The organism is Verrucomicrobiaceae bacterium (genome assembly GCA_016713035.1).
In the GTDB taxonomy this organism is placed as follows: Bacteria; Verrucomicrobiota; Verrucomicrobiia; order Verrucomicrobiales; family Verrucomicrobiaceae; genus Prosthecobacter.
Window position 1 is genome coordinate 1 of the sequence record JADJPW010000012.1, and the last position, 26,094, is coordinate 26,094.

The 26,094-nt window shown below is 59.8% G+C and carries 29 protein-coding genes; 11 read left to right on the forward strand and 18 right to left on the reverse strand.

What is annotated here, in order from left to right:
* Nucleotides 1-280 precede the first annotated feature (280 nt).
* Nucleotides 281-505, forward strand: a complete 225-nt coding sequence (locus IPK32_23880) for a hypothetical protein (protein ID MBK8094924.1) — start codon at nucleotides 281-283, stop codon at nucleotides 503-505.
* Between the two features lie 405 nt (nucleotides 506-910).
* Here IPK32_23880 and IPK32_23885 read toward each other — a convergent pair whose 3' ends face one another.
* The 15 genes from IPK32_23885 to IPK32_23955 all read right to left on the reverse strand — a co-directional run bounded on the left by IPK32_23885 (nucleotide 911) and on the right by IPK32_23955 (nucleotide 10,625).
* Entirely contained in the window at nucleotides 911-1,159 is a 249-nt protein-coding gene (locus tag IPK32_23885) for a hypothetical protein (protein ID MBK8094925.1), read from the reverse strand.
* Between the two features lie 6 nt (nucleotides 1,160-1,165).
* Nucleotides 1,166-1,513: a hypothetical protein gene (locus tag IPK32_23890; protein ID MBK8094926.1), complete on the reverse strand. Its 348-nt coding sequence runs from the start codon at nucleotides 1,511-1,513 to the stop codon at nucleotides 1,166-1,168.
* A 158-nt stretch (nucleotides 1,514-1,671) separates the two neighbouring features.
* On the reverse strand, nucleotides 1,672-1,857 hold the full coding sequence (locus tag IPK32_23895) for a virulence factor SrfB (GenBank protein ID MBK8094927.1): 186 nt from the start codon (nucleotides 1,855-1,857) through the stop codon (nucleotides 1,672-1,674).
* Between the two features lie 268 nt (nucleotides 1,858-2,125).
* Entirely contained in the window at nucleotides 2,126-2,434 is a 309-nt protein-coding gene (locus tag IPK32_23900) for a hypothetical protein (protein ID MBK8094928.1), read from the reverse strand.
* Nucleotides 2,424-3,038 carry a hypothetical protein gene (locus IPK32_23905; protein ID MBK8094929.1) on the reverse strand — a complete coding sequence of 205 codons (615 nt, stop codon included), beginning with the start codon at nucleotides 3,036-3,038 and terminating at the stop codon, nucleotides 2,424-2,426. Before IPK32_23905 ends, IPK32_23900 begins: the two co-directional genes overlap by 11 nt.
* A gap of 418 nt (nucleotides 3,039-3,456) precedes the next feature.
* Nucleotides 3,457-3,669 carry a hypothetical protein gene (locus tag IPK32_23910; protein ID MBK8094930.1) on the reverse strand — a complete coding sequence of 71 codons (213 nt, stop codon included), beginning with the start codon at nucleotides 3,667-3,669 and terminating at the stop codon, nucleotides 3,457-3,459.
* Between the two features lie 433 nt (nucleotides 3,670-4,102).
* Nucleotides 4,103-4,810, reverse strand: coding sequence for a hypothetical protein (locus tag IPK32_23915; GenBank protein ID MBK8094931.1), 708 nt, complete (start codon nucleotides 4,808-4,810; stop codon nucleotides 4,103-4,105).
* A 21-nt stretch (nucleotides 4,811-4,831) separates the two neighbouring features.
* The gene (locus tag IPK32_23920) at nucleotides 4,832-5,206 is read right to left on the reverse strand and encodes a hypothetical protein (GenBank protein ID MBK8094932.1); all 375 of its coding nucleotides are present in this window, start codon (nucleotides 5,204-5,206) and stop codon (nucleotides 4,832-4,834) included.
* 64 nt (nucleotides 5,207-5,270) lie between these two features.
* Entirely contained in the window at nucleotides 5,271-5,939 is a 669-nt protein-coding gene (locus IPK32_23925; GenBank protein MBK8094933.1) for a hypothetical protein, read from the reverse strand.
* Nucleotides 5,940-5,995: 56 nt separating this feature from the next.
* Complete coding sequence (locus IPK32_23930) at nucleotides 5,996-6,742, reverse strand: hypothetical protein (GenBank protein ID MBK8094934.1); 747 nt, start codon at nucleotides 6,740-6,742, stop codon at nucleotides 5,996-5,998.
* A gap of 16 nt (nucleotides 6,743-6,758) precedes the next feature.
* A complete protein-coding gene (locus IPK32_23935) occupies nucleotides 6,759-6,932 on the reverse strand; it encodes a hypothetical protein (protein ID MBK8094935.1) in 174 nt (57 codons plus the stop codon).
* Nucleotides 6,911-7,435 (reverse strand): VWA domain-containing protein, encoded by a 525-nt coding sequence (locus tag IPK32_23940; protein ID MBK8094936.1) that lies wholly within the window; start codon nucleotides 7,433-7,435, stop codon nucleotides 6,911-6,913. Before IPK32_23940 ends, IPK32_23935 begins: the two co-directional genes overlap by 22 nt.
* A gap of 509 nt (nucleotides 7,436-7,944) precedes the next feature.
* Nucleotides 7,945-8,592 carry a hypothetical protein gene (locus tag IPK32_23945; GenBank protein MBK8094937.1) on the reverse strand — a complete coding sequence of 216 codons (648 nt, stop codon included), beginning with the start codon at nucleotides 8,590-8,592 and terminating at the stop codon, nucleotides 7,945-7,947.
* A 163-nt stretch (nucleotides 8,593-8,755) separates the two neighbouring features.
* Nucleotides 8,756-9,646 carry a DUF475 domain-containing protein gene (locus IPK32_23950; GenBank protein MBK8094938.1) on the reverse strand — a complete coding sequence of 297 codons (891 nt, stop codon included), beginning with the start codon at nucleotides 9,644-9,646 and terminating at the stop codon, nucleotides 8,756-8,758.
* A 73-nt stretch (nucleotides 9,647-9,719) separates the two neighbouring features.
* Nucleotides 9,720-10,625: a LysR family transcriptional regulator gene (locus tag IPK32_23955; protein MBK8094939.1), complete on the reverse strand. Its 906-nt coding sequence runs from the start codon at nucleotides 10,623-10,625 to the stop codon at nucleotides 9,720-9,722.
* Between the two features lie 128 nt (nucleotides 10,626-10,753).
* On the opposite strand from IPK32_23955, the gene IPK32_23960 reads away from it, so the two are divergent.
* The 6 genes from IPK32_23960 (at nucleotide 10,754) to IPK32_23985 (ending at nucleotide 18,793) form a co-directional block, all read left to right on the forward strand.
* A complete protein-coding gene (locus tag IPK32_23960; protein ID MBK8094940.1) occupies nucleotides 10,754-10,996 on the forward strand; it encodes a hypothetical protein in 243 nt (80 codons plus the stop codon).
* 26 nt (nucleotides 10,997-11,022) lie between these two features.
* Nucleotides 11,023-13,176, forward strand: a complete 2,154-nt coding sequence (locus IPK32_23965) for an ATP-binding cassette domain-containing protein (GenBank protein ID MBK8094941.1) — start codon at nucleotides 11,023-11,025, stop codon at nucleotides 13,174-13,176.
* A gap of 75 nt (nucleotides 13,177-13,251) precedes the next feature.
* Nucleotides 13,252-14,523, forward strand: coding sequence for a biotin/lipoyl-binding protein (locus IPK32_23970; protein MBK8094942.1), 1,272 nt, complete (start codon nucleotides 13,252-13,254; stop codon nucleotides 14,521-14,523).
* Nucleotides 14,520-15,989: a TolC family protein gene (locus IPK32_23975; protein ID MBK8094943.1), complete on the forward strand. Its 1,470-nt coding sequence runs from the start codon at nucleotides 14,520-14,522 to the stop codon at nucleotides 15,987-15,989. Before IPK32_23970 ends, IPK32_23975 begins: the two co-directional genes overlap by 4 nt.
* Nucleotides 15,990-16,072: 83 nt before the next feature.
* A complete protein-coding gene (locus tag IPK32_23980) occupies nucleotides 16,073-16,438 on the forward strand; it encodes a hypothetical protein (GenBank protein ID MBK8094944.1) in 366 nt (121 codons plus the stop codon).
* 162 nt (nucleotides 16,439-16,600) lie between these two features.
* A complete protein-coding gene (locus IPK32_23985) occupies nucleotides 16,601-18,793 on the forward strand; it encodes a bifunctional SulP family inorganic anion transporter/carbonic anhydrase (protein ID MBK8094945.1) in 2,193 nt (730 codons plus the stop codon).
* Between the two features lie 20 nt (nucleotides 18,794-18,813).
* Here the strand turns inward: IPK32_23985 and hisF are convergent, their stop codons facing one another.
* Together hisF and tal are read right to left on the reverse strand one after the other, a co-directional pair.
* Nucleotides 18,814-19,572 carry an imidazole glycerol phosphate synthase subunit HisF gene (gene hisF, locus IPK32_23990; GenBank protein ID MBK8094946.1) on the reverse strand — a complete coding sequence of 253 codons (759 nt, stop codon included), beginning with the start codon at nucleotides 19,570-19,572 and terminating at the stop codon, nucleotides 18,814-18,816.
* Between the two features lie 164 nt (nucleotides 19,573-19,736).
* Nucleotides 19,737-20,678 (reverse strand): transaldolase, encoded by a 942-nt coding sequence (gene tal, locus IPK32_23995; GenBank protein MBK8094947.1) that lies wholly within the window; start codon nucleotides 20,676-20,678, stop codon nucleotides 19,737-19,739.
* A 302-nt stretch (nucleotides 20,679-20,980) separates the two neighbouring features.
* Here tal and IPK32_24000 point away from each other — a divergent pair, with 302 nt between their 5' ends.
* Entirely contained in the window at nucleotides 20,981-21,739 is a 759-nt protein-coding gene (locus tag IPK32_24000) for an SDR family oxidoreductase (protein ID MBK8094948.1), read from the forward strand.
* 17 nt (nucleotides 21,740-21,756) lie between these two features.
* On the opposite strand, the gene IPK32_24005 is transcribed toward IPK32_24000, so the two are convergent.
* Nucleotides 21,757-23,160 (reverse strand): sulfatase-like hydrolase/transferase, encoded by a 1,404-nt coding sequence (locus tag IPK32_24005; GenBank protein MBK8094949.1) that lies wholly within the window; start codon nucleotides 23,158-23,160, stop codon nucleotides 21,757-21,759.
* A gap of 52 nt (nucleotides 23,161-23,212) precedes the next feature.
* Here IPK32_24005 and IPK32_24010 point away from each other — a divergent pair, with 52 nt between their 5' ends.
* Genes IPK32_24010 through IPK32_24020 form a run of 3 tightly spaced genes read left to right on the forward strand, consistent with a single transcriptional unit; the run spans nucleotide 23,213 to nucleotide 25,985 of the window.
* The gene (locus IPK32_24010) at nucleotides 23,213-24,598 is read left to right on the forward strand and encodes an amino acid permease (protein ID MBK8094950.1); all 1,386 of its coding nucleotides are present in this window, start codon (nucleotides 23,213-23,215) and stop codon (nucleotides 24,596-24,598) included.
* 35 nt (nucleotides 24,599-24,633) lie between these two features.
* Complete coding sequence (locus IPK32_24015; GenBank protein MBK8094951.1) at nucleotides 24,634-25,680, forward strand: 3-deoxy-7-phosphoheptulonate synthase; 1,047 nt, start codon at nucleotides 24,634-24,636, stop codon at nucleotides 25,678-25,680.
* On the forward strand, nucleotides 25,677-25,985 hold the full coding sequence (locus IPK32_24020; protein MBK8094952.1) for a DUF3820 family protein: 309 nt from the start codon (nucleotides 25,677-25,679) through the stop codon (nucleotides 25,983-25,985). Before IPK32_24015 ends, IPK32_24020 begins: the two co-directional genes overlap by 4 nt.
* The last annotated feature ends 109 nt before the right edge of the window (nucleotides 25,986-26,094 follow it).

Genomic DNA, 26,094 nt, shown 5'->3' on the forward strand with positions numbered 1-26,094 from the left:
GGGCAACAGGCTCTCCAGCCAGTAACGAGTGCCATCCAGGTCAGGCGGCGCGTTCATTGACGATCTGCTCGCGCTGGGTGAGTGCGGCTTCATTGGCGCTGACGTTTTGCTCCCGCGCATCCAGCTCTCTCTGCACGATGCCCGCCTGCTCGATGACGGCTTCATATTGGGCGCGGCAGGCCAGGATCTGGCTCTGCTCCTCTTGAGTCGGGGTGGATTTGCACCTGCGGCAGTAGCCCTCTGCTGTGAGTCTATAATGCTGCTGCCGCTGGCTTTGGCGATGTCATTACTCCATTTCTCCAAATCAGCCGCCTGCTCGTCATTGGCAGCAGTGAGCCGCCCGAGTTCGGCTTTTTGCCTGCTCGATCTGCTGCCAGAGCTGGGTGAGGTCTTCCTCCGCTTTTTGCCACGTCCGGAGAAGGTGCCGATGGCGGCATGGGAATGGATGCCACGGGCGGCGCTGGCGGCGTCTGCACCGCCAGCAGCGCCACGACCTCTTGCTTGATTTGGCCTGGAACTTTGGTGAGCTGGTAGAGCAACTCTCGAAGGCGGTCTGAAGGGTGTTTTCCATGGGAAAATGATCGGCGTGTTCAGGCGGCGGCATGTTCGGGCCAGGCGACATCGAAGCGCCCGGAGTCCACCCAGAAGTCTTCGTCTTCCGGGGCGTGCAGAGTTGGAGTTCCAGCCAGCCATCGAGGCTCTTGCCGTCGCGCGTGGTGGGATGGGTCATGCGCAGGCTGGTCGGGTCTTCTTCACGCTCCAGGGTAACGATCACTGTGGCGGCGATAGCGTAGCTCCCGCTTGCGCGGCTTTGCGGTCCTTCCAGCGCAGTTTGTAGATTTGCTCCGGTTTGGCGGCGGAGGGGGAAGGATTTTTCTACCAATGCGAGTGCCGACTTGCATGGGCACGGTCACTTTGTCTTTGCCGGGGACGGTGCCATCTGCGGGCTGCTTGCTGAGGTAGGGGTCAGATACAGCGGATCAAACTTCCACGGCATGGCTTTTCCGGGCATCGCGCCCCAGTAAAACGGGAAGGGTTGGCCGTTGCCGACGCGCTTGATGCTCCAGTCACTCACGAGGCCGTGCTGGATGGCCTGATACAGCGCGGCTCCCACGGCAGTGACGGTTTTGGCGTCGTTGATGGTGGTGTTGGAACTCATCGGGTATCAATCACCCGCTGGATAGTTTTCGCCTGAAGCACGCGCTGGGGCAGCACGGGGGGAGTCCTCCAGGAGAGCCTTTACTTGCGGCAGTTCGGAGGGCTTGCCGCTGGAGCGTGATGAGGTCCACGCCAAGGCGGTGACGTATTTCGCCAAGGACTGCACGAGCGGGCGGAAGACGAGGTCGATGCAGTTCCTCAGGCGCTCCGCATCGTGGAAGATGGGGTCTTGCTCGGGCATGACCTCGACTTCCAAAACGGCGCGGCACATGTCGTTGAACTCCTGGAGTGCGCCAGAGTCCACGAGGCGGCTTTCCCGCACCCATGATGCGGTCAGGGACCAGGCTCGTGCCATCAGCGGAGGTATCCCGCCCTTCGGATAAATCTTTCAGCCACTGACGCACGATGGGCATGAAGACCAGCTTCACGATGCGTGACCAGCGGGCTTGATGAGCCGTCTTTTGAGGGCACTTCTGAAGATGTCCTCAAACTTACTCATCTGCTCATCGTCACCTAAAAACGCGTGCCGAGAGCTGGGAGTAGCACGGCTTCCACGATCTCCTTCGCCAAAGTATCCCCGCGATGGTGCTGGAGTCGCGGGACAGTAGCTGGCCTCCACTCGACTCCCTTACCCATGAGTAGATCACGATACTCGATGATGGAGATGTCCGTGGTGCCGCCGCCGATATCCACGGTCATGACCCGGACTCGGGCCTCGGTGCTTTACCGCGCCCGAATAGCTCCGATCCAGTTCTCGCCCTATTGTCCAAGCCGCACGATCTCGCCAGATGATGGGGAGCTGCGAGGCCACGGCCTCATCGAGATCCATGATCAGCTCCGGTCGGCTGCCGCCCTCGTGACGAGTCGCCGATCTCGTAGATGAGCGAGGGGTGAAAATATCGACCGCCTTTTTGCCACTTGGCGCGGTAGTCATTGATCTCCCGCGTGGACCAGCCGGAGGGGAAGGTCACCAGCACACGGCGCAGGCGGCGCGGGACGAATTCACCATTGGCCGCCCGCCATTGCTTTCGGAAGTGATCTGCCGCACGGACTGCTCCAGGATGGCGAGCGCTGCCCATGTCATGGCATCCGCTCGCGGATAGCTGGGGCGGTCAGGGGCGGGTGTGGGGCGCTTGGAGTAATCTGCGTCTTCGTTAGGCGGGCTGTTGATGTCCCAGTCGTGTCCATCGAGCGGCAGGAAGCGCAGCATGGAGCCGGCGAGCTTTGGCAGCTCCGTAGGGCGGCGTGATTGCGGGTTCCAGCGATTATGAACCATCGTCCACCACTCGCGGTGCTCGACGTCGAGCGAGTCTTTTATCCCAGGCGTAGCGCTTCGGTGAACTGAGCGTGTAGTTGCCACCTTCGTTGAGGTTTAGGTTCGCCAAAATTTCACGCGCACTGTCCCCCATGACGACGGAGACATCTCCACAACATCTGCGGCACACGTTGGGTGCCAGCGTGTGCGTCTCCACGCGTGTCTTGCTCAGCATCCCATCTTTGACCTGCTTTTCCGTTTTGTGAATCTCCGTGGTAGGCGTGAAGCCGACACGCGGCGGCTCATAGTCGGCAAACATCGGCTCATGCAGGATGAACCATGAGTCCACGATGGAGCAGGTGTCGTCCTGCTTGCCGCCCACAAAATCGATGTAGTCCGCGCCGCGCTTGATGAAGCGGATGCTGTGGCAAAGCGTGCTCAGCTTGCCCGCCTGGGCGAAGTTATGCTCCAGCGCCAGCACGACAGTAAGGTGTTTGCCGAAATCGACGATCAAGTCCACCTCACGCGGCTCTCCAGACGGTTTCTTCCATACGACATTCAGCACGGCCACGGTGACTTTTTCGCTGCCTAGCCCAGGCTCTGATGGGGATGCTCTCCACATCATCTGGCAGGCGTGTCGGGTCCGTGGCCGCATAGGGGCGGGTTCTCCGCGCCGTGCTGCCCAGCCTCTGGGCGTGGTAGTCGCGTTTGGGTTCGTAGATCGAGCCACGCTGAATGTCTCCAGATTACTTTCCAGAGAGACCCACATGCCATGCTGGCCCTCATTCATGCCAAAGCGACCCCGCAGCCAAGTGTGGGAGATATTTGTCCACGGCACACGCTCCTGCTCGCAAATGGTGCGCAGGGTGGAATGCGCCCGCAGCAGCTCCAGGCTGAACGGCAGGAAGGGAGTAATGGTGCCCGCTCTCGGCGAATACCTTGATCTCGGTGATGGGTGCTTCTTGATCTGGCATGGCGTGCGGAGGGTGAGTAGTTTGGCTCTCCAGAGCCGAGTGCATTGGTAGTGGATGATTTTTCAGGCTTTAAGACAGGGGCGATGAGCGCATCCAGGCCGCATCCCCAGCCTGCGGCACGCGATTTCCAGCCTGGAAGCTCTTGATGGTCTCCAGACGGGCGAGCAGCGGCTTGATGATGCTGACGTAATGCGGTGATGCCTCCGGGTCATACTTCTGCTCGTCCTCCGCCTGGGCGAACTGGCGCAGCAGTTCCAGGCGCTGGGTGATTTCATTATCCACTCCATGAGGTGCGGCATCCGCCGGATTGCTCCAGCAGGCTCGCGGCTCATTTTCACGGCAAAGCGGCGGCAGTCCTGCGCCTCGCGTCTGCCGCTCAGCGTGCCCATGTTATCGCGGAAGAAGCGCACCACCTCCTCCACATTTGCCGCCTCCACGAGAGCGGCGAGGACGCGCTGCGCATGAGTGGCATCCTGAGCCGAATCCCGCCACATGCGTTGCCGCCGCCCGGCTGGCACGCCAGGTGCGGAATTGCTTATCGACGAAGCTCCGCAGATTCGCACGCCGCGAAATGGCATTGGGCGGCACCTCCAGCTCCTCGGGGTCGATGTTCAGGAAGCGGCGCAGCAGGCGGCTCAGGTTCGCCGCGCGGTCATAGTCGTGATCTTCCTGGGCTTCTCGCTGAGTCGTTCGCCGATGCCGCGCATCCAGGCATCTAGCGCACGATTACGCTCATCCTGCGCAGCGTCTTTGGAAGGCAGATGGGGAGATTAACTCGATGAGGCGCTGTTTTTCGCCTCCCTGCAGCCTTTGGGCCAGCAGAGCTGGGCGGGCGGCTGGACGCAGCCTGCGTGGTGAGGGCATTGAAAAGGTAGTCCGTGCCGCCATTCGCCACCATTTGCTCGAAGGATTCGCGGTTGTCGCCAAAGCGTTCGATGAAGGCACGGTCTGCAAAAATTTCGGCCACCTTCTCCTGTACTTTCGCAGCAGGGAATGAAGGATGGATGCTGCCTTCCATCAGCCACGGATATGTGGTCGTGAACATATTGACCACACGGATCGGCGAGGTCGGCCAGCTTAGCGAACAGGCTGAAGTAGGAGTCCAAACCATTGCGAATGCCGCTGCATCATTCACCAGCTTCGCGCAAAAGGTGATGACGAGGTTCAGCGGCATCACCCGGCCCTGTGGCGGCCATTTTTGACCATAGGCGCGCATCCAGCTTTGGATGCCGGAAACGAGCTGCTTTGGCTGGCCGGGATGCTTACCCGCACGGGCGAGGATTGAGAAGCCATCGATGTCCAGCTCTACCGCTCGGCTGACGGCGATGGAGGCCGTTTTGCCACGTTTTAGCACCTCGGTGAGTCCCCGTACGAGATCAGCGGCCAACACGTCGTTGGTGATCTTTTCGCGCCTCGTGCTCATTACTCACGCCGGGGAAGTCCATCAAGTCCGCCTTTTCAAGGAAGGCAGCGACGACGGGTGCGCTGGGTCATCATCTCTCCGCAGCGGCAGCCGCAGTTCCCACACGAGTCCCTGAAACAAGCCAAAATCCTCACCACCCTGCACTAGCGGACGATCCAAGCTCGCGCCCAACGAGACAGAGCCATCTGCCGCCACGCGGAAGCCCACGCTGTCCACGAAAGCTTTGATCACCACGCGCTCAGACTTCGCGTAGTGCTTGTAGGCGTCAATGTCGAGCAGCAGCGCGGCCAGCCGCCAGGAGCAGCGTAGCGTGCAGCCGCTCGCGCCCCAGAGACTGATGAGCTGGGTGCGCTTCGTCTGGAGGCGATCACACAGGGAGTAATGAGACTGGGCCATGAGTCCCAAAGCAGTTCGTGGGTGAATTCCCGCAGCGCCTTCTTGTTCGCCAAGTGCGGGTGATTCAACAGTATGGGCCGCAGCGTCCGCCACGGCTCTGGAGGTTCGCATAGCGGCGGATGCCGGCCATGATGAGCAGGTCCAGCACGTTCGCCAACTGGTGCAGGGACTCGAAGCCCTCACGGTCAGGTGGTCCCGCAGCTTTTACGTTTTCCATCAAGGCGCGGAAGTTATCCATGCCCCAGGAGACTTCTTCCCCCTGCTTGTTGCGCGGCTGACATTCACTCTCATAGCCAGCGGCCAGTGCGTGGAGAATCTGCGTGTCGGTGGCAAGCGTGATGTCCACTGGAAAGGCCGGGTCTGGCACTGCGTCTGTCATCACGAAACGCGAGATGCAGCCGCTGCCGTCCGCGCCGCCGTTGTAGGGATTGACGACGATGTTGGAGCCATCGCTCTTGAGTTCACCGCCGAAGCGCACTGGCTCGGCTTGGCTCCAAGTCAGGGCAGATTGCAGGCCCAACTCATCACCATCTACATCCAGGTAGCCGGAGAGCAGAGTGGATTTGCCTGTCTGTGATGGCCCCCACAAGGCCATGCAGGGCCGGGGATTTAGCCCTGATCGCTCAATGGCCGCCGCGCGATCATGCACGGCATAAAGCGAGTCCAGGCAGGAGCCGCGGCTCACCTCATACTGGTCTTCACGCTTGTGACCGTGATCCCAATACCATTTCAAACAGTCATCGGCGAGGGTGCGGAGTTCTAGGGGCAGTCATGGTGGTTAAAGGGTGTTTAAGTAGAGCCATCCGGGCGTTTGGCGAAGGCGGCACCCAGCAGCCCGGACTTCTTGGGAGCAGGCGGAGGGAATTCGCTGGCGGATTCCGCCGCCGGAGGCGGTGCTGCCTTAAAGACAGCGGCGCTGGGCAGCTTGGCTGTAGCGGGTTGAGTCTGCTGAGCCTGCGCGGCAGGCTTCAGCGCCGTCCCGCCCCATGGTGATGGCTTCGTGGCAGTCTGCGTCTGGACCGGTGCCTCTTGCGGCTGCTCGGCCACCGGAAAAGGCGGCGGCTTGGCGGGTAGGGGTGGCGGCGTCTTCTTGGTCGGTGCCTCGGCGAGCAGGGCAGCAAGCTTTGCTTGCTTGGCCGCTTCCTCATTGGCCTTTTCAGCAGCGGCCTTTTTCTTGGCTTCTTCCTCTGCCTCTTCAGCTTCGCCATTCGCACAGCTCGGCGGCTTGCTGTTTCGCGGCTTGCGCCGCTTCGCCTGCTTTTTCGCCAGCTTCTCGGCTTCAGCTTTCATGCGCGCTTCCTCGGCGGCACGCTCTTGGTCCCGACGCTTTGCCTCAGCCGCTGCCAGCGCATCTGCTTTGGCTTTTGCTTCGGCCTGGCGGGCTTCATCCTCCGCCCTCAGCCTAGCCTGCTCCTCGGCGAGCACGCGCTCCTTTTCCGCCGTGATCTTCTGGCACTCAGCTTCCTTTTGCCGCTCGACTTCCAGCGCCTCGCCCAGGATGTCGTCGTCCAGTTTGAATGTGAATGCAGCAGCCATGGTTCACGCGGTCTGCTTAGCTGATGGATTGCTCAATGCGCTGTCCCGCCACCTCAAGGGTGAAGGTTTTCGATCCCACGGGCAGGGAGAAAACCAGCATTGTCGGCACACCGTCGTTCCAAGTTTTGGCAACATTACCTGCATCATCAAAAACACGGCCCGTGAGTGCTACCATCGCGTTTTCATCCACCACCTCGGCGAAGATGTCCCGTAAATCACGCATTGCAGGCGATCTTGTGGTCCCATATGTCCACCTCCAGCCCCTAACGCGTCCGGGAGGTCATCGAGCTGCTCCATCTGCGCCTCATCCACATGCTCACCCACGCCGATGAGCACGCATTTGATCGGTTTGGCAGTCCCCGCAGCAACTCGGCGCGACAGATCAGCGGTGTAGTTTTTCACCGCCTCCAAGTCATCCAACCGCCCGTCCGTGACGAAGACATAGAAGCCCCACTCCGCGTCGGCGAAGCGCTCCACGAAGTAGCGCAGTGCAGGCAGTAAGTGCGTGTGCTCACCCCAGTTCTGCGGGCCTGCATAGCTGGCGCTGCGTGCTTGATCTGCAGTCAGATCACCCATTTCCTCGATCTGGTCGCCCTTGTCGCCACATGCCCAATAAATCACTGAGGTGCCGCCATCCGCGTCGATCTTTTCCGCCAAGTAGGGAATGACCTCTCGTGCGATGGGCTCCACCATGTTTGGCTCCTTTCACGAGAAGCCCCTGTTTCAGCAGCTCATCCCAGCCGTTTTGATGATACTGCACCACGCTCATGCCATCGTAATCACGCATGTAAGCCTTCCCGGAAGCCAGCATTCGCTCCCTCCACGGACTTGTCATAATGCTCCGCATACGCAGCCCCTGGCCGAGTGCCTTGCGCATCGAGGCTGATCCATCGAGCGCCACACCGGTCTGAGAACCTTCTTTGTTTGGCTCCAGCAGGATCGTCGCCGACACATCCAGCCGGTCCGCGTGAGCTGTCACATTCACTTCACCGAACAGCTCATGCAGTTGGTTGTTCGGGATCTGCCTGTTGGCAGCGGGGAGGGGAGGTGGGGACGCGCTCATGGTTCATGTGGAAAGTTAAACCAGTGGCTGGGTGTAGGTGCCCACCCCAGGAATGTTCAGGACAAAAGCGGTCGAGCCGGAGCGCATATGAACTCGATCAAGGCTGGCAGCCCGTCCGTGTAGGATGCTCTGCAGCACTTTAACTGGTCTCCTGTCGAGTCTGACAGGGCGGCCGAGGGGCAATGATGCTATTCTCTCCCACGCACTCGTCAAAGACGCTATCAAGCGTATCCATCTCTGCCGCGTTGCGGGCGTCCCAGATGTCCACCTGTTCGCCATCGGGTGTTTTCAGACCGCCGTAGTCCATGTCATCCAGCTCGCCCATTTGGTCCACATCCACCTCGGCACCGAGACCGATGAGGACAAACTTCGTGAAGCCCCGTGTGCCTGCCGCCATCTGGCGTCCGATCTCCAGGCTCAGCTCCTTCACTTCCTCCAAGTCATCTAGCCTTCCGTCCGTGACGATCACAAAGATACCCCAGGGAGCGTTGGGGAACTTCTCCATGAAATAGCTCACCGCAGGTGCCAGCCGCGTCCCTGTACGAATTTCTTTGGCCCGGTGAATGGGAATGTTGGTGCCTTGGTTGAGTCCATGTCTCCCCACGATTTCAATCGCAGCGCCGCCCACTCCGCAGGCCCAATAAATAACCGAGGTATTTCCATCACTGTCGAAGTCCGCTAGCATCTGCGCCATGCTGCCTGCCACGACCTGCATCACATTATGCTCTGGCTTGCGGAACATCGGCGGCAGGTGCGCTCCGAGTTTGCGACATCGAATTCGAGCCATCTATCGCTAGCCCTGTCTGCGCATTCTCCACCTGCGGTTTCATGCGGATACGGGCGATCACACTTACACCTTCTGGGTGCGCATGAACTTCAATCTTCCCGAAGGGTCCGATGACAATGGAGCGGTCTAGTTGCATGGCATTCTGGGGTGAAATTCAGATGCGTTACGCTTCACCGGTAGAAGCAGCAGGCTTGCTCTTGAACAGACCGATGATGAGCTTAAAGGGCAGCAGGATGATCTTCAGCACGAGCCCGACGAGGATGGCGACAAGTTTCATCGGGCCATAGGCCAGCTTGAAAAGCGGACTCAGCGCCTTCTGCATGGCTCCAGACTTGGAATAGAGGATCGAAACCGCCAAAATGATGATAATACCGATGAACTTTTGGCCCGCGCTTACATGGACTGGGCCGGGGAGAAGTTGAAAACCACTGTGCGGATCACTCAGTAGCTCATAGCACAGGATAAAGCCGACATAGCCGATCAGCAGGAAAGCGGTGTCCGCCAGAATGGGGAATTTTTCGATCAACTTGATGCAGGCACCGGCCACGAACCTGAGTGCCAGGATGCCAATAAAGACACCGAGACAGACCACCCAGAGCTTTGGACTCATCGCCACAGCGGCAACGACGTTATCAACGCTCAAACTGAGATCCATTACCTCAATGGCGACGATAGTGGCGATGAAACCACGTTGATTGGGCGCGTCGGGCTTGCCGTCATTGTCTTCGTCGCCGCCACCCGTAAAATGCTCGCTCATCAGGTAAACCAAGTAAGCAGCGCCGCAGATTTTAGCCAGGGATTCTCGATGATCCAGGGCTGCGAAAGCCAGACATAGGCCTCTGAACAAATAGGCACCGACGATGCCCCACTTGAGTGCCTGATACTTTTGCTTGCCCGGTAGATGGCTCGCCATCGCCGCGATGGCGAGTGCATTGTCAACGCTCAGCAAACCCTCAATAACGATTAGTGAGATGATAATTGGAATCGCTTCGATCAACTCGGGAGATGTGGGGAACGCGAAGGCAGCGAGCAGATCGTAGGAGGAGATGTTCATATGGATTTAAGAATTACGCTTTGATAATGGAGTTTGTGCGTCATGTGCAACAAAAGTTCTCAGCAGCATCGGCCTACGGCTTCATGACCAGTTTCGACTCCCCTGCGATCACCGACACGGCCGGGTGCCGCATGGCTCGCTCCAGCATGATCAGGTAGCAGGAACATCTGCAAAGCACAGGCCGACCGACTGGCTTCAGCCCGTAGCGGCCCACTGCCTCCTCTAAAACTGATGTGGCGATCGGTGCCAGCCCCAAACCATCCGCTGCCGCTACTTTCATCAGTGCGGCATCATCAAACTCCGCCACGATGTGCGGACGGATGCGGTGGGAGTCGAACCACCGATCCAGCTCATGTCGCCAGGCCGTGCGGCTGGCAGGAAGGAGCACTGGGGCGTCTTTGAGTGAAGCGGGGAAGTTTTTCGTGAGCTTCTTGGCCAGCGCTGGCACAGCGCAGAAAACCACGGGCGATTCACCGAGCAGGTGGTTGAAGGCCTTCACTGGCATCGAAGAAGGCGCGGCTTCATCTGACAAAACGACATCCAACCTGCCTGCCGCCAGCGAGCCGAGAAGCTCCTGTGCATGACCTTCCGCACAGGAGAGCTGCAAATTCGGAAACGCCTTCACCGCAGGCCGAATGAGCCGCCAAGCGACGAGTTTCGGCAACGAATCCGTGATGCCGATGTTCAGGCGCAGATTCCGGGCGCTACCTTGGCCATGCAGCGAGCGCACCATCTCCGTGCCGAGGGAGAAAATCTCCGCCGCGCATTCCATCACGAGCCGTCCCTGTGCCGTGAGCTTCAATCCGCGTCCCGTGCGGTCAAAGAGCTGCTCTCCCAGGCTGGTTTCCAATGCCGTGATCTGGGCACTGATCGTTGGCTGCGACAGGTGCAGGCGGGATGCGGCGGCGCGGAGGCTGCCAGCCCGGGCGACTTCCCAAAACAGGCGCAAGTGGTGGTAATTGAGGTGAGGTTCGTTCATGGCTGATACTTCGATAATACCGAAACGCTGTTTTGAAACATCGAAATAGCCAAAGTGGGGGCTGGCGGCATTTTTTCTTCGTAGCCGCCATCCGGCGACTGCGATTGAGAGAACCAACCCAACCAACCATGAACACAAACCTTCTCATTTTGCTTTCACTCTCCAGCCTAGCGCTCGTCTCCTGCGCTGGGAGACCCTCGGTGCCTTCGCTCACCGACACCTACCATGGCAAGCCGGTCCTCACCCGCGCCAGCCATCCTTCCGGTGGCTCCATGACCGAGGTGGATGGCGCATATCTCGGGCGTCGCTACTACCACCCACCGGGCTCCAAAACGGGGCTGGCCTGGATCGACATCTATGGCCAGCGCTGAGATCTGGCACGCAAAAGACTCTCCCAATGCCTTCCCTAAACGCATCCGCTCCCAGCATCGCCACCCTGGCCCAGCTCGCTGCCATCACCGGCAGCGAGTTTGGCCATGAACGAGCAAGGATAGCCATTCAAAATGCTGCGAAAGCGGACGCGGATCCGCTCTCGCAGCTCATCTCGGCGGCGGCGGAGGTTTACATGAAGGTCACGCCCGTGCGGCAGCCGCTGGCGGAGGTTCTGTGGCATGCGCGGCAGGATCTGCCGGTGGTCATTTGGAGCGCGAAGGAGAAAAAATGGGTCGTGGTGACCTTCGCGGGCTGGTTTCGTCTGCGCATCGCGGATGGGGATCATCCGACGCATCGGCTCAGCATCTCGCGCAGTGAATTGGTGCGGATGCTGGGATTGCAGAGCGTGAATGAGGTCGTCGAGGCCGGTGTGGTGCATCCAGAGCGGCCTGCACATGCGATGAGCATCCACGCCGATCCCGAGCATCACGACCATGTCAGCCCCGAGCGGCGCTTTTTCCGGCTCTTGAAAGCGGAACGGCAGGACATCCTCACGCTGCTCATTTTCTCGGTTTTTTCCGGCATCCTGTACCTTGCTGCACCGCTCGCGGTGGACTCCGTGGTGAGCAATCTGGCCTTCGGCGGACAATCGCGACCGTATGTGCAGGCCATCGTGGTGCTCGCGCTGGCGTTGTTTGGTGCGCTGGGCCTGCAGGCGGTGGTGAGCGGCTTTCAATACTACATCTCAGACATCATCCAGCGCCGCATCTTTGTCCGTACGGCGGCAGACCTCGCGTATCGGCTACCACGCGTGAAAGCAGAGGCGCTGGATGAGGTGCATGCGCCAGAGCTGGTGAATCGCTTCCTAGATGTCGTCACCGCGCAGAAGAGCACAGCGCTGCTCCTGCTCGATGGAGTGAATCTCCTCTTTGGCAGCCTCATCGGCATGCTGTTGCTCGCCTTGTATCATCCGCTGATGCTCATGTTTGTCGTCATTCTGCTGCTGCTCATCGCATTGAGCATGTGGCTGCTTGGCAAAGGCGCTGTGAATACCAGCATCGCAGAATCCCGCGTGAAATACGATGTGGTGAACTGGTTTGAAGAGATCGCGACCTTCCCCTTCGCCTTCAAAGGGCCCGGTGGCTATCAAATGGCCAGTGAGCGTGCGAACCAGCTCGCCACTGACTACTTGAACAAGCGCTCCGCTCACTTCCGCATCGTCATGCGGCAGATCGTGGCGCTGCTGCTGCTCTCCGTCACGGCTGCGGCGATTTTGCTCATCCTCGGTGGCTGGCTCGTCGTCAGCCAGCAGATCACCCTGGGCCAGCTCGTCGCCTCAGAGCTCATCATGGGCAGCATCGTGACCGCGATGGCCAAGACCGGCAAAAAGCTCGAAGCCTGGTATGACGCCATGGCCGCGATGGACAAGCTGGGCCACATCTTTGACCTCGAAATCGAGCGCGAGGACGGTGAGCAACCCACCAAGCGCGAGGGCGGCGCGGAGGTGCGCGGCTGTGAGCTCTCCTTTGGCTACCATGAGCCCCTTTTCGCGAAAAAAACCTTCACCCTCCCCGCAGGCAGTCGCGTGGCCATCGTCGGCCCGCATGGCTCAGGGGCCAGTTCGCTGCTCGACATCCTCTTTGGCCTCCGCCAGCCCACCGAGGGCCATGTCAGCATCGACGGGCTCGATCTGCGCAGTTGGTATCTGGAGGCGCTGCGGGAGAGCGTCATGCTGCTGCGCCGCGATGAGATCGTGGATGGCTCCATCATCGAAAATCTCCGCCTCGGCCGCGTCGATGTCGGTCTGGATGAAATCCGCCAGGCGCTAGAGCGGGTGGGCTTGCTCGATGTGCTGCTGCATCGCCCCGAGGGGCTCAATCTCCGCCTGAAGGTCGGTGGCGCACCACTCAGCGGCAATCAACGCACCCGCCTCCTACTCGCCCGCGCTCTCGTGCAGCGTCCACGCCTTCTTTTGATCGATGAGCTCTTCGACAGCCTCGACGATGAGTCCTTCCACCTCCTCCAGACCGCCATCCTCGACCCATCTCTCACCTGGACTGTCATCCTCGCCACGCGTGATCACCAGGTCACACAGCACTGCGATCAGATCATCGAGCTGGCACCTTGTCATCTGACGGACGGAAGTCATCCCGTGAATGAGAAGGGAGAGGATAGATGAGAGAGGATAGAATCCAATCCACTCAACACTCTCACCACTCTCACTACTATCCTCTATCTTCTCTCTTCTTCTGAAATGACACTCGCCACCACCCCACCGCTCCCCGCCCTCTCGCTCGCTGGCAGCGCCAAGTTCACGCGCATCTTCAGCCGCCTGCTGGTGCTGGGATTCATCTCAATCGTCATCGGCATCCTGTTTTTACCATGGCGGCAGTTCGTATCCGGCGCGGGGCGAGTCATCGCCTTCAATCCGCTCGATCGGCGCATCAATATCGAAGCGCAGGTCTCCGGACGGGTGAAGCACCTCCACGTCGTCGAAGGCCAGAAAGTGAAAAAAGGCGAGCTCATCATCGAGATCCAAGACAACGACCCAAATCTCCTCAACAACCTCAAAGCACAGCGCGAGGCCATCGAAAGCCGCCGCGACTTTGCGCATGGCCGCGTCGAGTCGCTCACCGCGCAGATCACCCAGCAGGAACTCGCCAAGGCCCAGGCTATCGACGGTGCACAGCAGCGTGTCGCCGCAGCGAAGATCGCCGCAGAGACCTCGCAGTTGAATTACAACCGCACAAAAGACCTCTTTGAGAAGAAACTCGAATCGCAGCGGAATTTCGAGCTTGCCACGCTCTCTCGCGACTCCACCATCGCCGAGCTGAAGTCCGCCGAGGCCGCTCTGAAGCGCACCAGCAACGATTTCGATGCCAGCATCGCCTCCACGCATGCCTCAAAAGGCACCGCCTTGAGCGAGGTAGCCACCGCCGAGCGCGATCTCTCCGCCATCGACATCCAGATCAATCAAAACCTCCGCCAAGTCGTCGAATCGCCGCGCGATGGCATCGTGCTAAACGTCGCCGCCACAGATGGCACCTACCTGCGACCCGGCTCGCTCATCTGCGTCATCATACCAGAAACCGACAGCCGTTTTGTCGAGATCATGGTCGATGGCAATGACATGCCACTCATCCATCCACGCAAAGATGGCCTGCCAGGCAGTCCCGTGCGCATCGCCTTTGAAGGCTGGCCCGCCGTGCAGATGATCGGCTGGCCGCAGCTCGCCATCGGCACCTTTGGCGGAGAAGTCGTCTTCGTCGATGCCACCGATGATGGCACTGGGAAATTCCGCGTCGTCCTCGGCCCCAATGACGACATCGTCGATCGCGGAGATGGCAGAGGCCCCGTCACTGTCGGCTGGCCCGACAAAGACCGCTGGCTGCGCCAAGGAGCCCGCGCCAATGCGTGGATCATGCTCAACGAAGTACCTCTCTGGTTTGAACTCTGGCGTCAAATCAACGGCTTCCCACCTGTCGTCAGTGACAAAGACGGCAAACTCGACCCCACGAAGAAATGAAATCAGTTCCCGGTTCTCAGTTCTCGGTTCTCAGTTGCCGCTTCGCGGCCTGGATCGTCATTTTCCAATTTTCAGTTTTCAGTTCTCAGTTTTCAATCCTTAGGGCTGCCGAAAAGCCCAAAGCCCTCCTCCTGCCGGAAGTCCTCGCTTCCGTCCAAACTCAATACCCGCCTTACCTCGCCGCCTTGATCGAGCAGGACATCGCCAATGGCCGTGTGCGGCAGGCGATGGGCGCTTTTGACCTCAATCTCAATGCCGGCGGCACCATGAACCTCGCCGGATACTACGATGGCCAAACCGGCTACGCCATGGTCGAGCAGCCGCTGCCCTTCTGGGGCGGCAGCGTGTATGGCGGCTACCGCTTGAGCAGCGGCTTCCTCCCGAACTACAACAAAGACCGCACCGGAGTCGATGGCGAAGGCGTCCTCGGCTTTCGCATCCCGCTGCTGCGTGACGGCACCATCGACCGACGCCGCGCCTCCCTGTGGCAGGCCCAGATCGACCAAGAACTCGCAGATCCCATCATCCTGCGCCAATACCTCGACTTCATCCGCGCGGCCACCATCAGCTACTACAACTGGCTCGCCGCCGGTCAGCGCCTCGCCTTGACCGAGGAGCTCTTTCGCATCGCCAAAGACCGCGACAGCGCCATCGCCGAGCAGGTGAAAAAAGGAGCCAGCGCCCCCATCGTCCAGATCGACAACCAGCGCCTCGTCGTCAGCCGTGAAATCGCCACCGTGCAGGCCCTGCGGCGCTTTCAGGCCACCGCCATCGAGCTCTCGCTCTTTTTCCGCACCCGCGAAAAAGCCGAGCCCATCATCGCCAAGCGAGACCGCATCCCCACCGCCTTCCCGCCGCATCCACCGCTCGATGACAGCCGCCTCACTGCCGACATCGCCAAAGCGGCCGTCTTCCGCCCCGAAATCCGCCGCATCGAGCTCCTCGTACAAAAAATCGAAATCGACCGCAACCTCGCCAAGAACAACATGCTCCCCAATCTCGATGTCGGCGTCGAGGCTGGACAGATCTTCGGTGGCAACCGCCCCAAGGACATGGAGCAAAATGAAATCGAAGCCAAGATCGAGTTCAAACTCCCTCTCCAACGCCGTGATGCCAAAGGCCGCATCGACGTCGCCAACGCCACCATCGAGCGACTACACAACGACAAGCGATTCGCTCGTGATCGCATCGTCGCCGACGTGCGTGACAGCTACAGCGCCGTCAGCGCCGCTTACGACGCACTCAAAATGACTCGCAAAAATGTCGAGCTCGCTCGCCAGCTCGAAAAAGCCGAAAACGAGCGCCTGAAGCAAGGTGCCACCGATTTGCTCGCCCTCCAAATCCGCGAACAAGCCACCTTCGATTCCCAAGTCCTCGAAGTCGAAGCCCAAGCCGAATATTTCCGTGCCCAGGCAAATTACCGCGCCGCCATCGCAGCGGATGCGCCGAGTAAATTGACGCGGTAATCGAGAGGTGAGAACTCTTCTCGAAATTTATGACTAATGATCGTACCGCAAGACCTCGCCTTCAGCTTTGGATGCTGCGTCTCATGATGCTCATCCTCATCACGGGCCTGCCAGGAGCGCTGCTGCCGGAGATCGCGTTCCAGAAGTTCGCGTGGCTCATGGGTTATGGCAAACAACCCATCACGCCGCTCGTTGTCTATTTGTCAGGCAATGCCGGATTCGCCTATGTCGTGATCGCCGCCCTGATCTGGGTCATCTCGCGGGACCTGGAGCGCTATCAGCCGCTCGTGCGAATGTGCGGCTGGATCATGGTCATCGCAGGCCCCGCTTATCTTTCGATCGATATGCAATGCCCGCTGCCGCTGTGGTGGACGCTGATGGACAGCGTGGGCTGCTTGCTCATCGGCCTCACCCTGCTCTGGGCCTGCCCGCCGAAGTCAAAGGCATGAAGCGCTTCTTCGATCTGGCTCTTCTCCTAGTCGTGGCCCGTGCGCTGATGGATGGCCTCGCGTGAAGTTGCAAAAACGAAAGTTTAAACCTTCGAAATACTCGAACTGACGCTTTGAAAGAGTGAAATCGTCAAAGCATGATCCAGGGACAAACTCTGGACCATGCCCCATAACCAAGCACCTCTCTCCTACACGCTCCCAAAGGACATCACCGCGAGCATCGCGGTGTCTCTCGTGGCGCTGCCGCTGTGTCTCGGTATTGCGCTGGCTTCGAATGCGCCGCTGTTCTCTGGGCTGATCTCGGGGATCGTCGGCGGGATCGCGGTGGGCATCCTCAGTGGCTCGCACAAGAGCGTGAGTGGGCCTGCGGCGGGGCTCACGGCTATCGTGGCTGCACAAATCGCTGCATTAGGCAATTTTGAGGCGTTTTTGGCGGCAGTGGCGATGGCTGGGGTGATGCAGATTTTGATGGGCACTTTCCGTTTGGGCTTCATCGCGGCGTTTTTTCCGATGAGTGTGATCAAAGGGCTGCTGGCGGCTATCGGCCTGATTTTGATCCTCAAGCAGATCCTGGCGACGCTTTCGGACATCCTGCCCGGTGCGGCGATGATCGGTATCGTGTCGGTATTGCTGCTCTTGCTATGGGATAAGGTGAAGGTGCTCAAAAAACTGCCAGTGCCCTCTGCGCTGATCGTGGTGCTGGTGGGTGTGGGGATCAATCTGATGCTGCGTAAGATGGGCCATGCGTGGGAGGTGAGGGCCTCCCACCTCGTGCAGGTGCCGGTGGCGGCGGATTTTAGGGCCTTCGTCGGTTTTTTGCAGTTCCCGGACTGGGGGCATTTTAGCAATCCGCTCGTCTTCAAAGCCGCCATCACGGTGGCGCTGGTAGCCACGCTGGAGACCCTGCTGAATCTGGAGGCTGTGGATAAGATCGACCCGGATCAGCGCCAGTCTCCGCCGAACCGGGAGCTCGTGGCTCAAGGCGTGGGGAATCTGATCGCAGGACTCATCGGCGGGCTGCCGATGACGAGCGTGATCGTGCGCTCCTCGGTGAACATCAATGCGAATGGCAAGACGAAGCTCAGTGCGATTCTACACGGTGTCCTGCTCATCGGATGCGTCGTCACGGTGCCGCACTGGCTCAATGAGATCCCACTGGCTGCGCTGGCGGCCATTTTGATCGTCACAGGCTTCAAGCTGGCGAGCCCGAAGCTCTTTAAGCAGATGTGGGATGAGGGGAGGCAGCAGTTCTTGCCCTTTGCCATCACCATCGCAGCCATCGTGCTCACGGATCTACTCACGGGGGTGCTCATCGGCCTAGGTATGAGCATCCTTTTCATCCTGCATAGCAACCTGCGCCGTCCACTGCGCCGAATCGTGGAAAAGCATGCTTCGGGTGATGTGCTGCGCATCGAGCTGGCGAATCAAGTGAGCTTCCTGAACCGGGCATCGATCGAAAAAACGCTGCATGAGGTGCCCCGTGGTGGTCGCGTGCTCATCGACGCACGAAACACTCACTACATCGACCCAGACATCCGTGACCTCATCACCGACTTCCGTGACAAGACCTCTCAGGCGCACGGCGTGGAAGTGGGCTTCCTCGGACTGAAGGAGCACAACATCCGGGAGGATCATGTGCAGTTTGTCGATTACTCTAGCCGTGAGGTGCAGAGCGGCCTCACGCCTAGCTCTGTGCTGGAAATCCTCCGCGCTGGAAATAAGCGCTTCCTCACTGGCCAGCAGATCGAGCGTGATTACACCCGGCAGATCACTGCCACAGCGAGTGGACAGTTTCCTATGGCGGCGGTGCTGGGTTGCATCGACTCGCGTGCGCCAGCAGAGGTCGTCTTTGACCTCGGGCTGGGGGATATTTTCAGTGCACGCGTGGCTGGGAACATCGCGACGAGCGAGCTGCTGGGCAGTTTGGAATACGCGTGCGCTGTCGTCGGCTCGAAGCTGGTGGTGGTGCTCGGCCACACGAGCTGCGGCGCAGTGAATGCGGCGGTGGATCTGCTCACGGCGGCAAAGAAAGCCAGCGAAGCCACGCCATGCGCCAATCTCGACGGCCTGGTCACTGAAATCCAGCAGGCCATCAATCCTGCGACGCTGAAGAAGCCCGATCAATGGGCCCCAGGCGAAAAAGCAGCCTACACGAACGAGATCGCCCGCCTGAATGTGATCCAGACCATCCGCACCATCCGCCAGCGTAGCAGCACGCTGAATAAGCTCGTGCTCGAAGGCAAGATCGCCATCGTCGGTGCACTCTATGATGTGAGCACTGGCGAGGTGGGCTTTTTCCAGACGGCGGAATCCAGCGCCGTCGAGCTACCGGTGCCTATAGTGGCGCTCGTGTGAGTCTGCGAGCGGAGCGCTGCTCACAGCCGCACGGGGACGCCATGTTCACCGAGGAAGCGCTTCACATCGCCCACGGTGTATTCGCCAAAGTGGAAGATGCTCGCTGCGAGCACGGCATCTGCTTTGCCATCACGGAGCACATCGACCATGTGATCGACCTTGCCTGCGCCGCCGCTGGCGATGACGGGGATGGTCACCGCCTCACTCACCGCACGGGTGAGGGCGATGTCGTAGCCGTTTTTCGTGCCATCTGCGTCCATGCTGGTGAGCAAAATCTCACCGGCACCGCGGCGGCAGACCTCTGCGGCCCACTCGACGGCGTCGAGCTCCGTCGGATTCCGCCCACCGTGGGTGTACACGGTCCAGGAGCCGCGTTCGTTGCGCTTCGCGTCGATGGCGACGACGAGGCACTGGCAACCAAAGGCCTCCGCCGCCTCGTCGATGACCTGCGGAGTCTTTACCGCAGCGGTGTTGATGCCGACCTTGTCCGCGCCAGCGAGGAGCATCTCGCGCATGTCGGCCACGGTGCGGATGCCGCCGCCGACGGTCAAAGGCATGAAGCAGCTCGCGGCGGTGCGTGCGACGACATCGACCATCGTTTTGCGCTCCTCATGGCTCGCGGTGATGTCGAGGAAGACGAGCTCGTCCGCACCCTGGGCATTATAGACCTGGGCGCACTCCACGGGATCACCTGCGTCACGCAGTTGCAGGAATTTCGTGCCTTTGACGACACGGCCTTCCTTGACGTCGAGACAGGGGATGATGCGTTTGGTGAGCATGGGGGCGTAGTGAGCCGTGTGGATTGAAAACTGAAAATTGGAGACTGAAAATTGTAAATTGGGTCCCGAAGGCTGCTTGAAGCTACCACGAAGGCGTCAGCTCCAAATTATCAGTTTTCAGTTCTCAGTTTCCAATTTTCAGTCCCGTCGTGTGAGTCCGATTTTCAGCCGATCGCTGCCTTCACCATCGCTTCGAGTTTCACGATGTCTTTGGCGAAGTTGCGGATGCCTTCGGCGGTTTTTTCAGTGGCCATGGCGTCTTCGTTGAAGAGCCAGCGGAAGGTTTTTTCATCGCTGCCGATGCGCTCGATCTTTAGCGATGCGGCGTTGGCGGCATTGAGCTTGGGCTCGATGGTTTCGGTAGCGTTTTGTAGCTCGCCGAGCAGGCCTGGGCTGATGGTGAGCAGGTCGCAGCCACAGAGCTCGGTGATTTCACCTTTGTTGCGGAAGCTAGCGCCCATGACCTCGGTCTTGTAGCCGAAGTGCTTGTAGTAGTTGTAGATTTGCGTGACGGACTGCACGCCTGGGTCTTCGGCTCCCACGAAGTCTTTGCCGGTGCTCTTTTTGTACCAATCAAGGATACGACCGACGAAGGGGCTGATAAGCTTGATGCCGCCCTCTGCGCAGGCGACGGCCTGGGCAAGGCTGAAAAGCAGGGTGAGGTTGCAGTTGATGCCTTCTTTTTGCAGCACTTCGGCGGCTTTGATGCCTTCCCAGGTGGAGGCGATCTTGATGAGGATGCGCTCACGCGGAATGCCTGCTTTCTCATATTGTCCGATGATCTGGCGGGCCTTGGTGATGTTTGCCTGGGTATCAAAGGAGAGGCGTGCATCCACCTCGGTGGAGACACGGCCGGGGACGATCTTGAGGATTTCCAGGCCAAAGGCGACCACGAGCTGATCCATCACCGCATCGACGCCGCCAGACTTGCCGTCCGCGACCGCTTTGTCGAAAATGGCCTTGTACTCCGGCTTCGAGGCAGCCTGGAGGATGAGGGAGGGATTGGTGGTCGCGTCCTGGGGTTTGTAGGCCTTCATCGCCTCGAAGTCGCCTGTGTCGGCGACGACGACGGTGTGTTTCTTGAGCTGATCGAGCTGGGTCATGATGGTGGGGGGTTTTAGGGGCCGCGAGAGTAAGGGCAGCCGCGTCTTTCGCAAGCTGGCAATCCAGGGCGTGATGAGGACTGTGGGGCTTCTGAGTGGAAATTTTGAGTGTTCAGAGGGCCATTTGCCCCACCAGAATGACAGGATTAAGAGGATTTCAGGATTCAATGCAACCACAGCAAAGCATTAGCGTCACGTCAGCGTCTCATTAGCGGTTCAAAACCATGACACTTTGCCTTTAGGAGTGGATCGAAGTTCGCGAAGGACGAAACTAGCGTGGGAGCAGCAGCGTTTGCATCTGCTCCATGATTCCCATCGATCTCAAAGGCAAAATCGCACTCGTCACGGGTGCTTCACAAGGCATCGGCTCCCAAGTCGCACGGACGTTTCACCGAGCTGGAGCGACGGTGGTGCTCAATCACCTCGGCACGGCTGCCACAGCGGCGGACGCCCAGGTGATCGCGGATGAGCTCAATCTGATCCGCACGGACAGTGCCAGCCTCGTCGCGGCGAATGTGGCCGACCCCGAGCAGGTGAAAACGATGATCGCGGAGGTGCAGGCACGCCATGGCGGGCTGGATTTCCTCATCAACAACGCTGCCATCATCAAGGACCGCACCATCGCCAAGATGAGCTACGACGAATGGGACGCCGTGATCGACGTGAACCTCAGCGGCGTGTTTTACTGCTGCAAGCATGCGCTGGAGATCATGCATGAAGGCGGGGCAATCGTGAGCTTTGGCAGCATCGCCGCGATCCAGGGCTTCTTCGGCCAGGCGAACTACGCCGCTGCCAAATCGGGCGTGCAGGCGATGATGCGCGTGCTCAGCCGCGAGGCCGCCAAGCGTAACATCCGCGCCAATGCCATCGCGCCCGGCGTGATCGATACTGCGATGGCCGCGACGATCCCCGAGGCCGTACGAGCCGAGATGCTCAAAAACGTGCCGCTGAACCGCTTTGGCACGACGGAGGAGGTGGCGAGCGTGGTGCTCTTCTTATGCTCACCTCTAGCCAGCTATGTCACTGGGCAGACGATCGAGATCAATGGTGGCTGGCGTGGGTGAGGTGGGTGCTGTGTGCGCTACCAGCCAGAGATGGTGCTGAGATCGACTTTATCATCCAGATCGGCACTGAGCTGCACGAGGCGGCCTAGCAGCTCCTTCTTCCGCGTGGCCTGCGCTGGATCGGCGGCTAGGTCGGTTCGCTCCAGCGGATCAGCCTTCAGATCGTAGAGGCGTAGCACTTTGGCCTTCGGATAGGCGATGAGCTTCCAGCCCTGATGCGTGATGGCACGCTGAAGACCGAGGTAGGCACCGTAGATCGACTCGTAGCGGCTTTTTTCACCACTCAAAAGAGGACGCACGCTGTTGAAGAAGACATGCGCAGGCCGCTCCGCACCCGCGAGATCGAGCGCGGTGGCCATCACATCCTGCAAATAGATGCTGGTGTCTTTTTGCGCTCCCTTGGCCACTCCTGGACCCGCGACGAGGAAGGGCACACGCACGCTGTGGTCATGCATGTTTTGTTTTCCAAACAGCCCGTGATGCCCCACCGCGAGCCCGTGGTCTGCGGTGAAGAAAATCCAGGTATTCTCTGCCTGGCCGCTAGCGTCCAGTGCATCCAGCACACGGCCGATCTGCGTGTCCAAATGCGAGATGAGCGCATAATACTCACGCCGATGTGTTTTCACGGCCAGCTCTGTGCGCGGCATGGGCGCGAGGTTTTCATCCCGCAGGGAGTGTGGGCAGCCGATGTCATCCTTGTGCGGATACTCGGGCAAAAAGCTCTGCGGCACCGCGATGCGGCTGAGTGGATATTTGTCGAGATAGGCCTGCGGTGACTGACGCGGATCATGCGGCGCATTGAAGGCTGCGTAGATGAAAAAGGGCTCCGTGCCGGCTTTCGCGTCCTTCAGAAAGTCGATGGTGTGATCTGCGGCGACCTCACTCCAATGCCGCCCACCCTCCCAGAAGCCGCCGATCGATTCATCCGCTGCATTCCACGGATCAGGCTGACCGGCGAGCGGGCGATTGTAGCTCTGCGGTACGGTTTTCGGCATCCCGGCGCGGACATCTCGTGTGACGTCGAAGCACTTGGTGGCATCGGTCTGGATGTGCCACTTGCCGGTCATGTAGGTCTTGTAGCCGGCCTTGCTCATCAGTTGCGGCCACAGCACGCCAGCTCGGCGCTCTTTGTCCGTCGCTTTATAGATCGCATCCGCGCTCCACACGCTACGACCGGTGATGAGCATCGTGCGGCTAGCCACACACACCGCGCCGCTCCAGGAGCCCATGTTGTAAGCATGCGTGAAGGTGGTGCCTCGGGCGGCGAGTCGGTCGAGATTCGGCGTGTCGATGTCTGTGTGGCCGAAAGCACGCACGGCCTCATAGGTGAAATCATCCGCGAAGAGGAACAGGACATTCGGCTTCGCGGCATAAAGCGACAAATGGAAACTCAGGAGGAAAAAGACGATGCGTGTCATCATGCCCAGACAAAAACGCTGGTGAAGCTGGAGGCTTATCGGCTAGAAACAGCGCATGCCCGCACCCACGCCATCACCACCGCAGCCCACGCTCGACCAAACGATCGGTGGATGGCAGATCCTGTTTTACGGTCTCGGCTCCATGCTCGGCGCGGGGATTTATGCGCTGATCGGCAAAGCAGCGGCCGGGCTCGGCAACGCGGTGTGGCTAGCATTTCTCATGGCGATGATCGGCGCGATGCTCACCGGCCTCTCGTACGCCTGCGTGGGCGGGCGCTACGCGAAAGCAGGTGGCGCAGCCTATGTGACGCAGCGTGGGCTGCATAAGCCGCTGCTCAGTTACGTCATCGGTATCGCCGTGATGATGAGCGGGCTCACCAGCATGGCCACTGGCTCGCAGGCCATCATCGGTCAGGTGAAAGAGCTATTCGGCTGGTCGCTGGAGGAGTCCGCGGTCAAACTCATGTCCATCGGTGTCGTGTTCCTCGTCGGCTGTGTCATCTACCGCGGCATTCGCGAGAGCATGTGGCTGAATATCCTCTGCACAGTCATCGAGGCCAGCGGGCTGCTCTTCATCATCGCCATCGGCATGCGCTACTGGGGCAGCGTAGATTACTTTCAATCCCCAGTCGATACCGTGGAAGGCGGCATCGGCTCCGGCATCACCCTCGCGCTCATCATGCAGGGCGCGGTGCTCACCTTTTACTCCTTCATCGGCTTTGAGGACATCCTCAACGTCAGCGAAGAGGTCAAAAATCCCGCCAAGAATGTCCCCTTTGGCCTCATCGGTGCCATGATCCTCGCGACGTGCATTTACATGGCCGTCGCCATCACCGCCGTGTCCGTCGTGCCGTGGCAGGAGCTGGCGAAAAGCGATGCCCCGCTCATGGAAGTGGCCCGCAGGGCCGCACCATGGTTCACCGGCATCAAACCGGTCTATGGAGCCATCACCATCTTCGCCATCGGCAATACCGCGCTCCTAAACTACCTCATGGGATCACGCCTGCTCTACGGCATGAGCCGCCAGGGCCTACTACCCGCTGTGCTCGGCAGCGTGCATCCCGTGCGCAAAAGCCCGCACATCGCTGTCTTCGTGCTTTTTGGCATCGTCTCGCTCCTAATCCTCAGCGGCAGCGTAAAACAACTCGCGGAGTCCACCGTGCTGCTGCTGCTCATCGTCTTCACCACCGTGAACATCTCCCTCGTTGTCCTGAAACGCCGCCCCAGTGAGCCACGCGGCGGCTTTGAGCCACCGCTGCTCGTGCCCATCTTCGGCGCACTCGTCTGCGCCATGCTCATCATCGTCCGCGTGCAGACTGCCATCACCAGCGCAGATGTCGCCCAGCGCCCCGCCCCGCTCATCGCCGGATCCATCCTTCTCATCAGCGTGGCGCTCTATTTTGCACTCAAGCCAAAGAACCCGGTGGTGGTTGAGGATTGAAACGCCATCCTTTTGGCTCTACTCCACAGCCAAACATGAGCAAGACCGTCAATCTCAACATCGCCTCCAACATCGCCCTGCCGTCACCGCACTCGCTGGTCACTGAAATCGCACCTACCGCCGCGCAGGCAGCCTTTGTGACTCAGTCACGGCAGGACATCCGCGACATCCTCTTCGGTCACGACACACGTTTTCTCGTCATCGTCGGTCCATGCTCGATTCATGACACGGAAGCCGGCATGGAGTATGCGCGGAGGCTTGCCACGCTGGCGCAGGAGCTCAAAGACCGGCTCTGCATCGTCATGCGCGTGTATTTCGAAAAACCGCGCACCACCGTCGGCTGGAAGGGCCTCATCATGGACCCGGACCTTGATGGCACCTGTAACATCCCAGACGGCCTGCGCCTCGCACGCCGCATCCTGCGCGATGTCATCGACCTCGGTCTGCCCACCGCCACGGAGCTGCTCGATCCGATCACACCGCAGTACATCGCCGATTTGATCTCCTGGAGCGCCATCGGTGCCCGCACGACGGAATCGCAGACGCATCGCCAGATGGCATCCGGCCTCTCCATGCCTCTCGGATTCAAGAACGGCACCTTCGGACACATCACACCTGCCATCAACGCCATCAAAGCCGCGATGCAGCCACAGACCTTCCTCGGTGTGAGTGAAGACGGCATCGCCTCCGCTGTCACCACCAGCGGCAATCCCCACTGTCACATCATTCTGCGCGGCGGTGAAAACGGCCCCAATTTCGGCGCGGACGACGTGATGGAGACCATCGACGGCCTCACCGCCGCGAAGCTGAAACCCGCCATCATGATCGATGCCAGCCACGGCAACTGCGCCAAAGACCACCGCCGCATGCCAGATGTCTTCCGCGAGATCATCCGCCAGCGCAGCGACGGCCAGCAGGCCATCATCGGAGCCATGCTGGAAAGCAATCTCGTCGGCGGGCACCAGAAATTCCCGCAGCCGCTCGATCAGCTCGTGCGCGGCCAGTCCATCACCGATGCCTGCATTGATTGGGAAACGACCGAGGCGCTGCTGCGCGAGGCGCACACCTTGCTAAAGCTATGAACGACCTCGCCGAACGCATGCAGCACGATCTCGCTGAGATCGGGAGGACACGCATGCCTTTTGGCAAATACGGGCCTCAGCACTTCCCGCCGGACGGCATCCCGATCTACGATATACCGGCCGAATACCTCGGTTGGTTCGCGAACAAGGCCGGATTCCCCAAAGGCCGTCTCGGTGAGCTGCTGCGCATGGTTCACCAAATGAAGGCCGATGGCAGCGACACTGCTTTTGACCCTTTTCGGAAGAAAAACGGCTATACCCAACTGCGCCCCCAAAGACAGAAGACGTGGGTCTTTCCAGAGTGATCAGACCGCCCGCTCCAGCTTCTCGTCGATGCGGGCGACGAGGGTATTCCGACCTTCCTTGTGGCGGCCACCACGGGCTTATCGAATAGTTTGCAACACCTCCATTCCC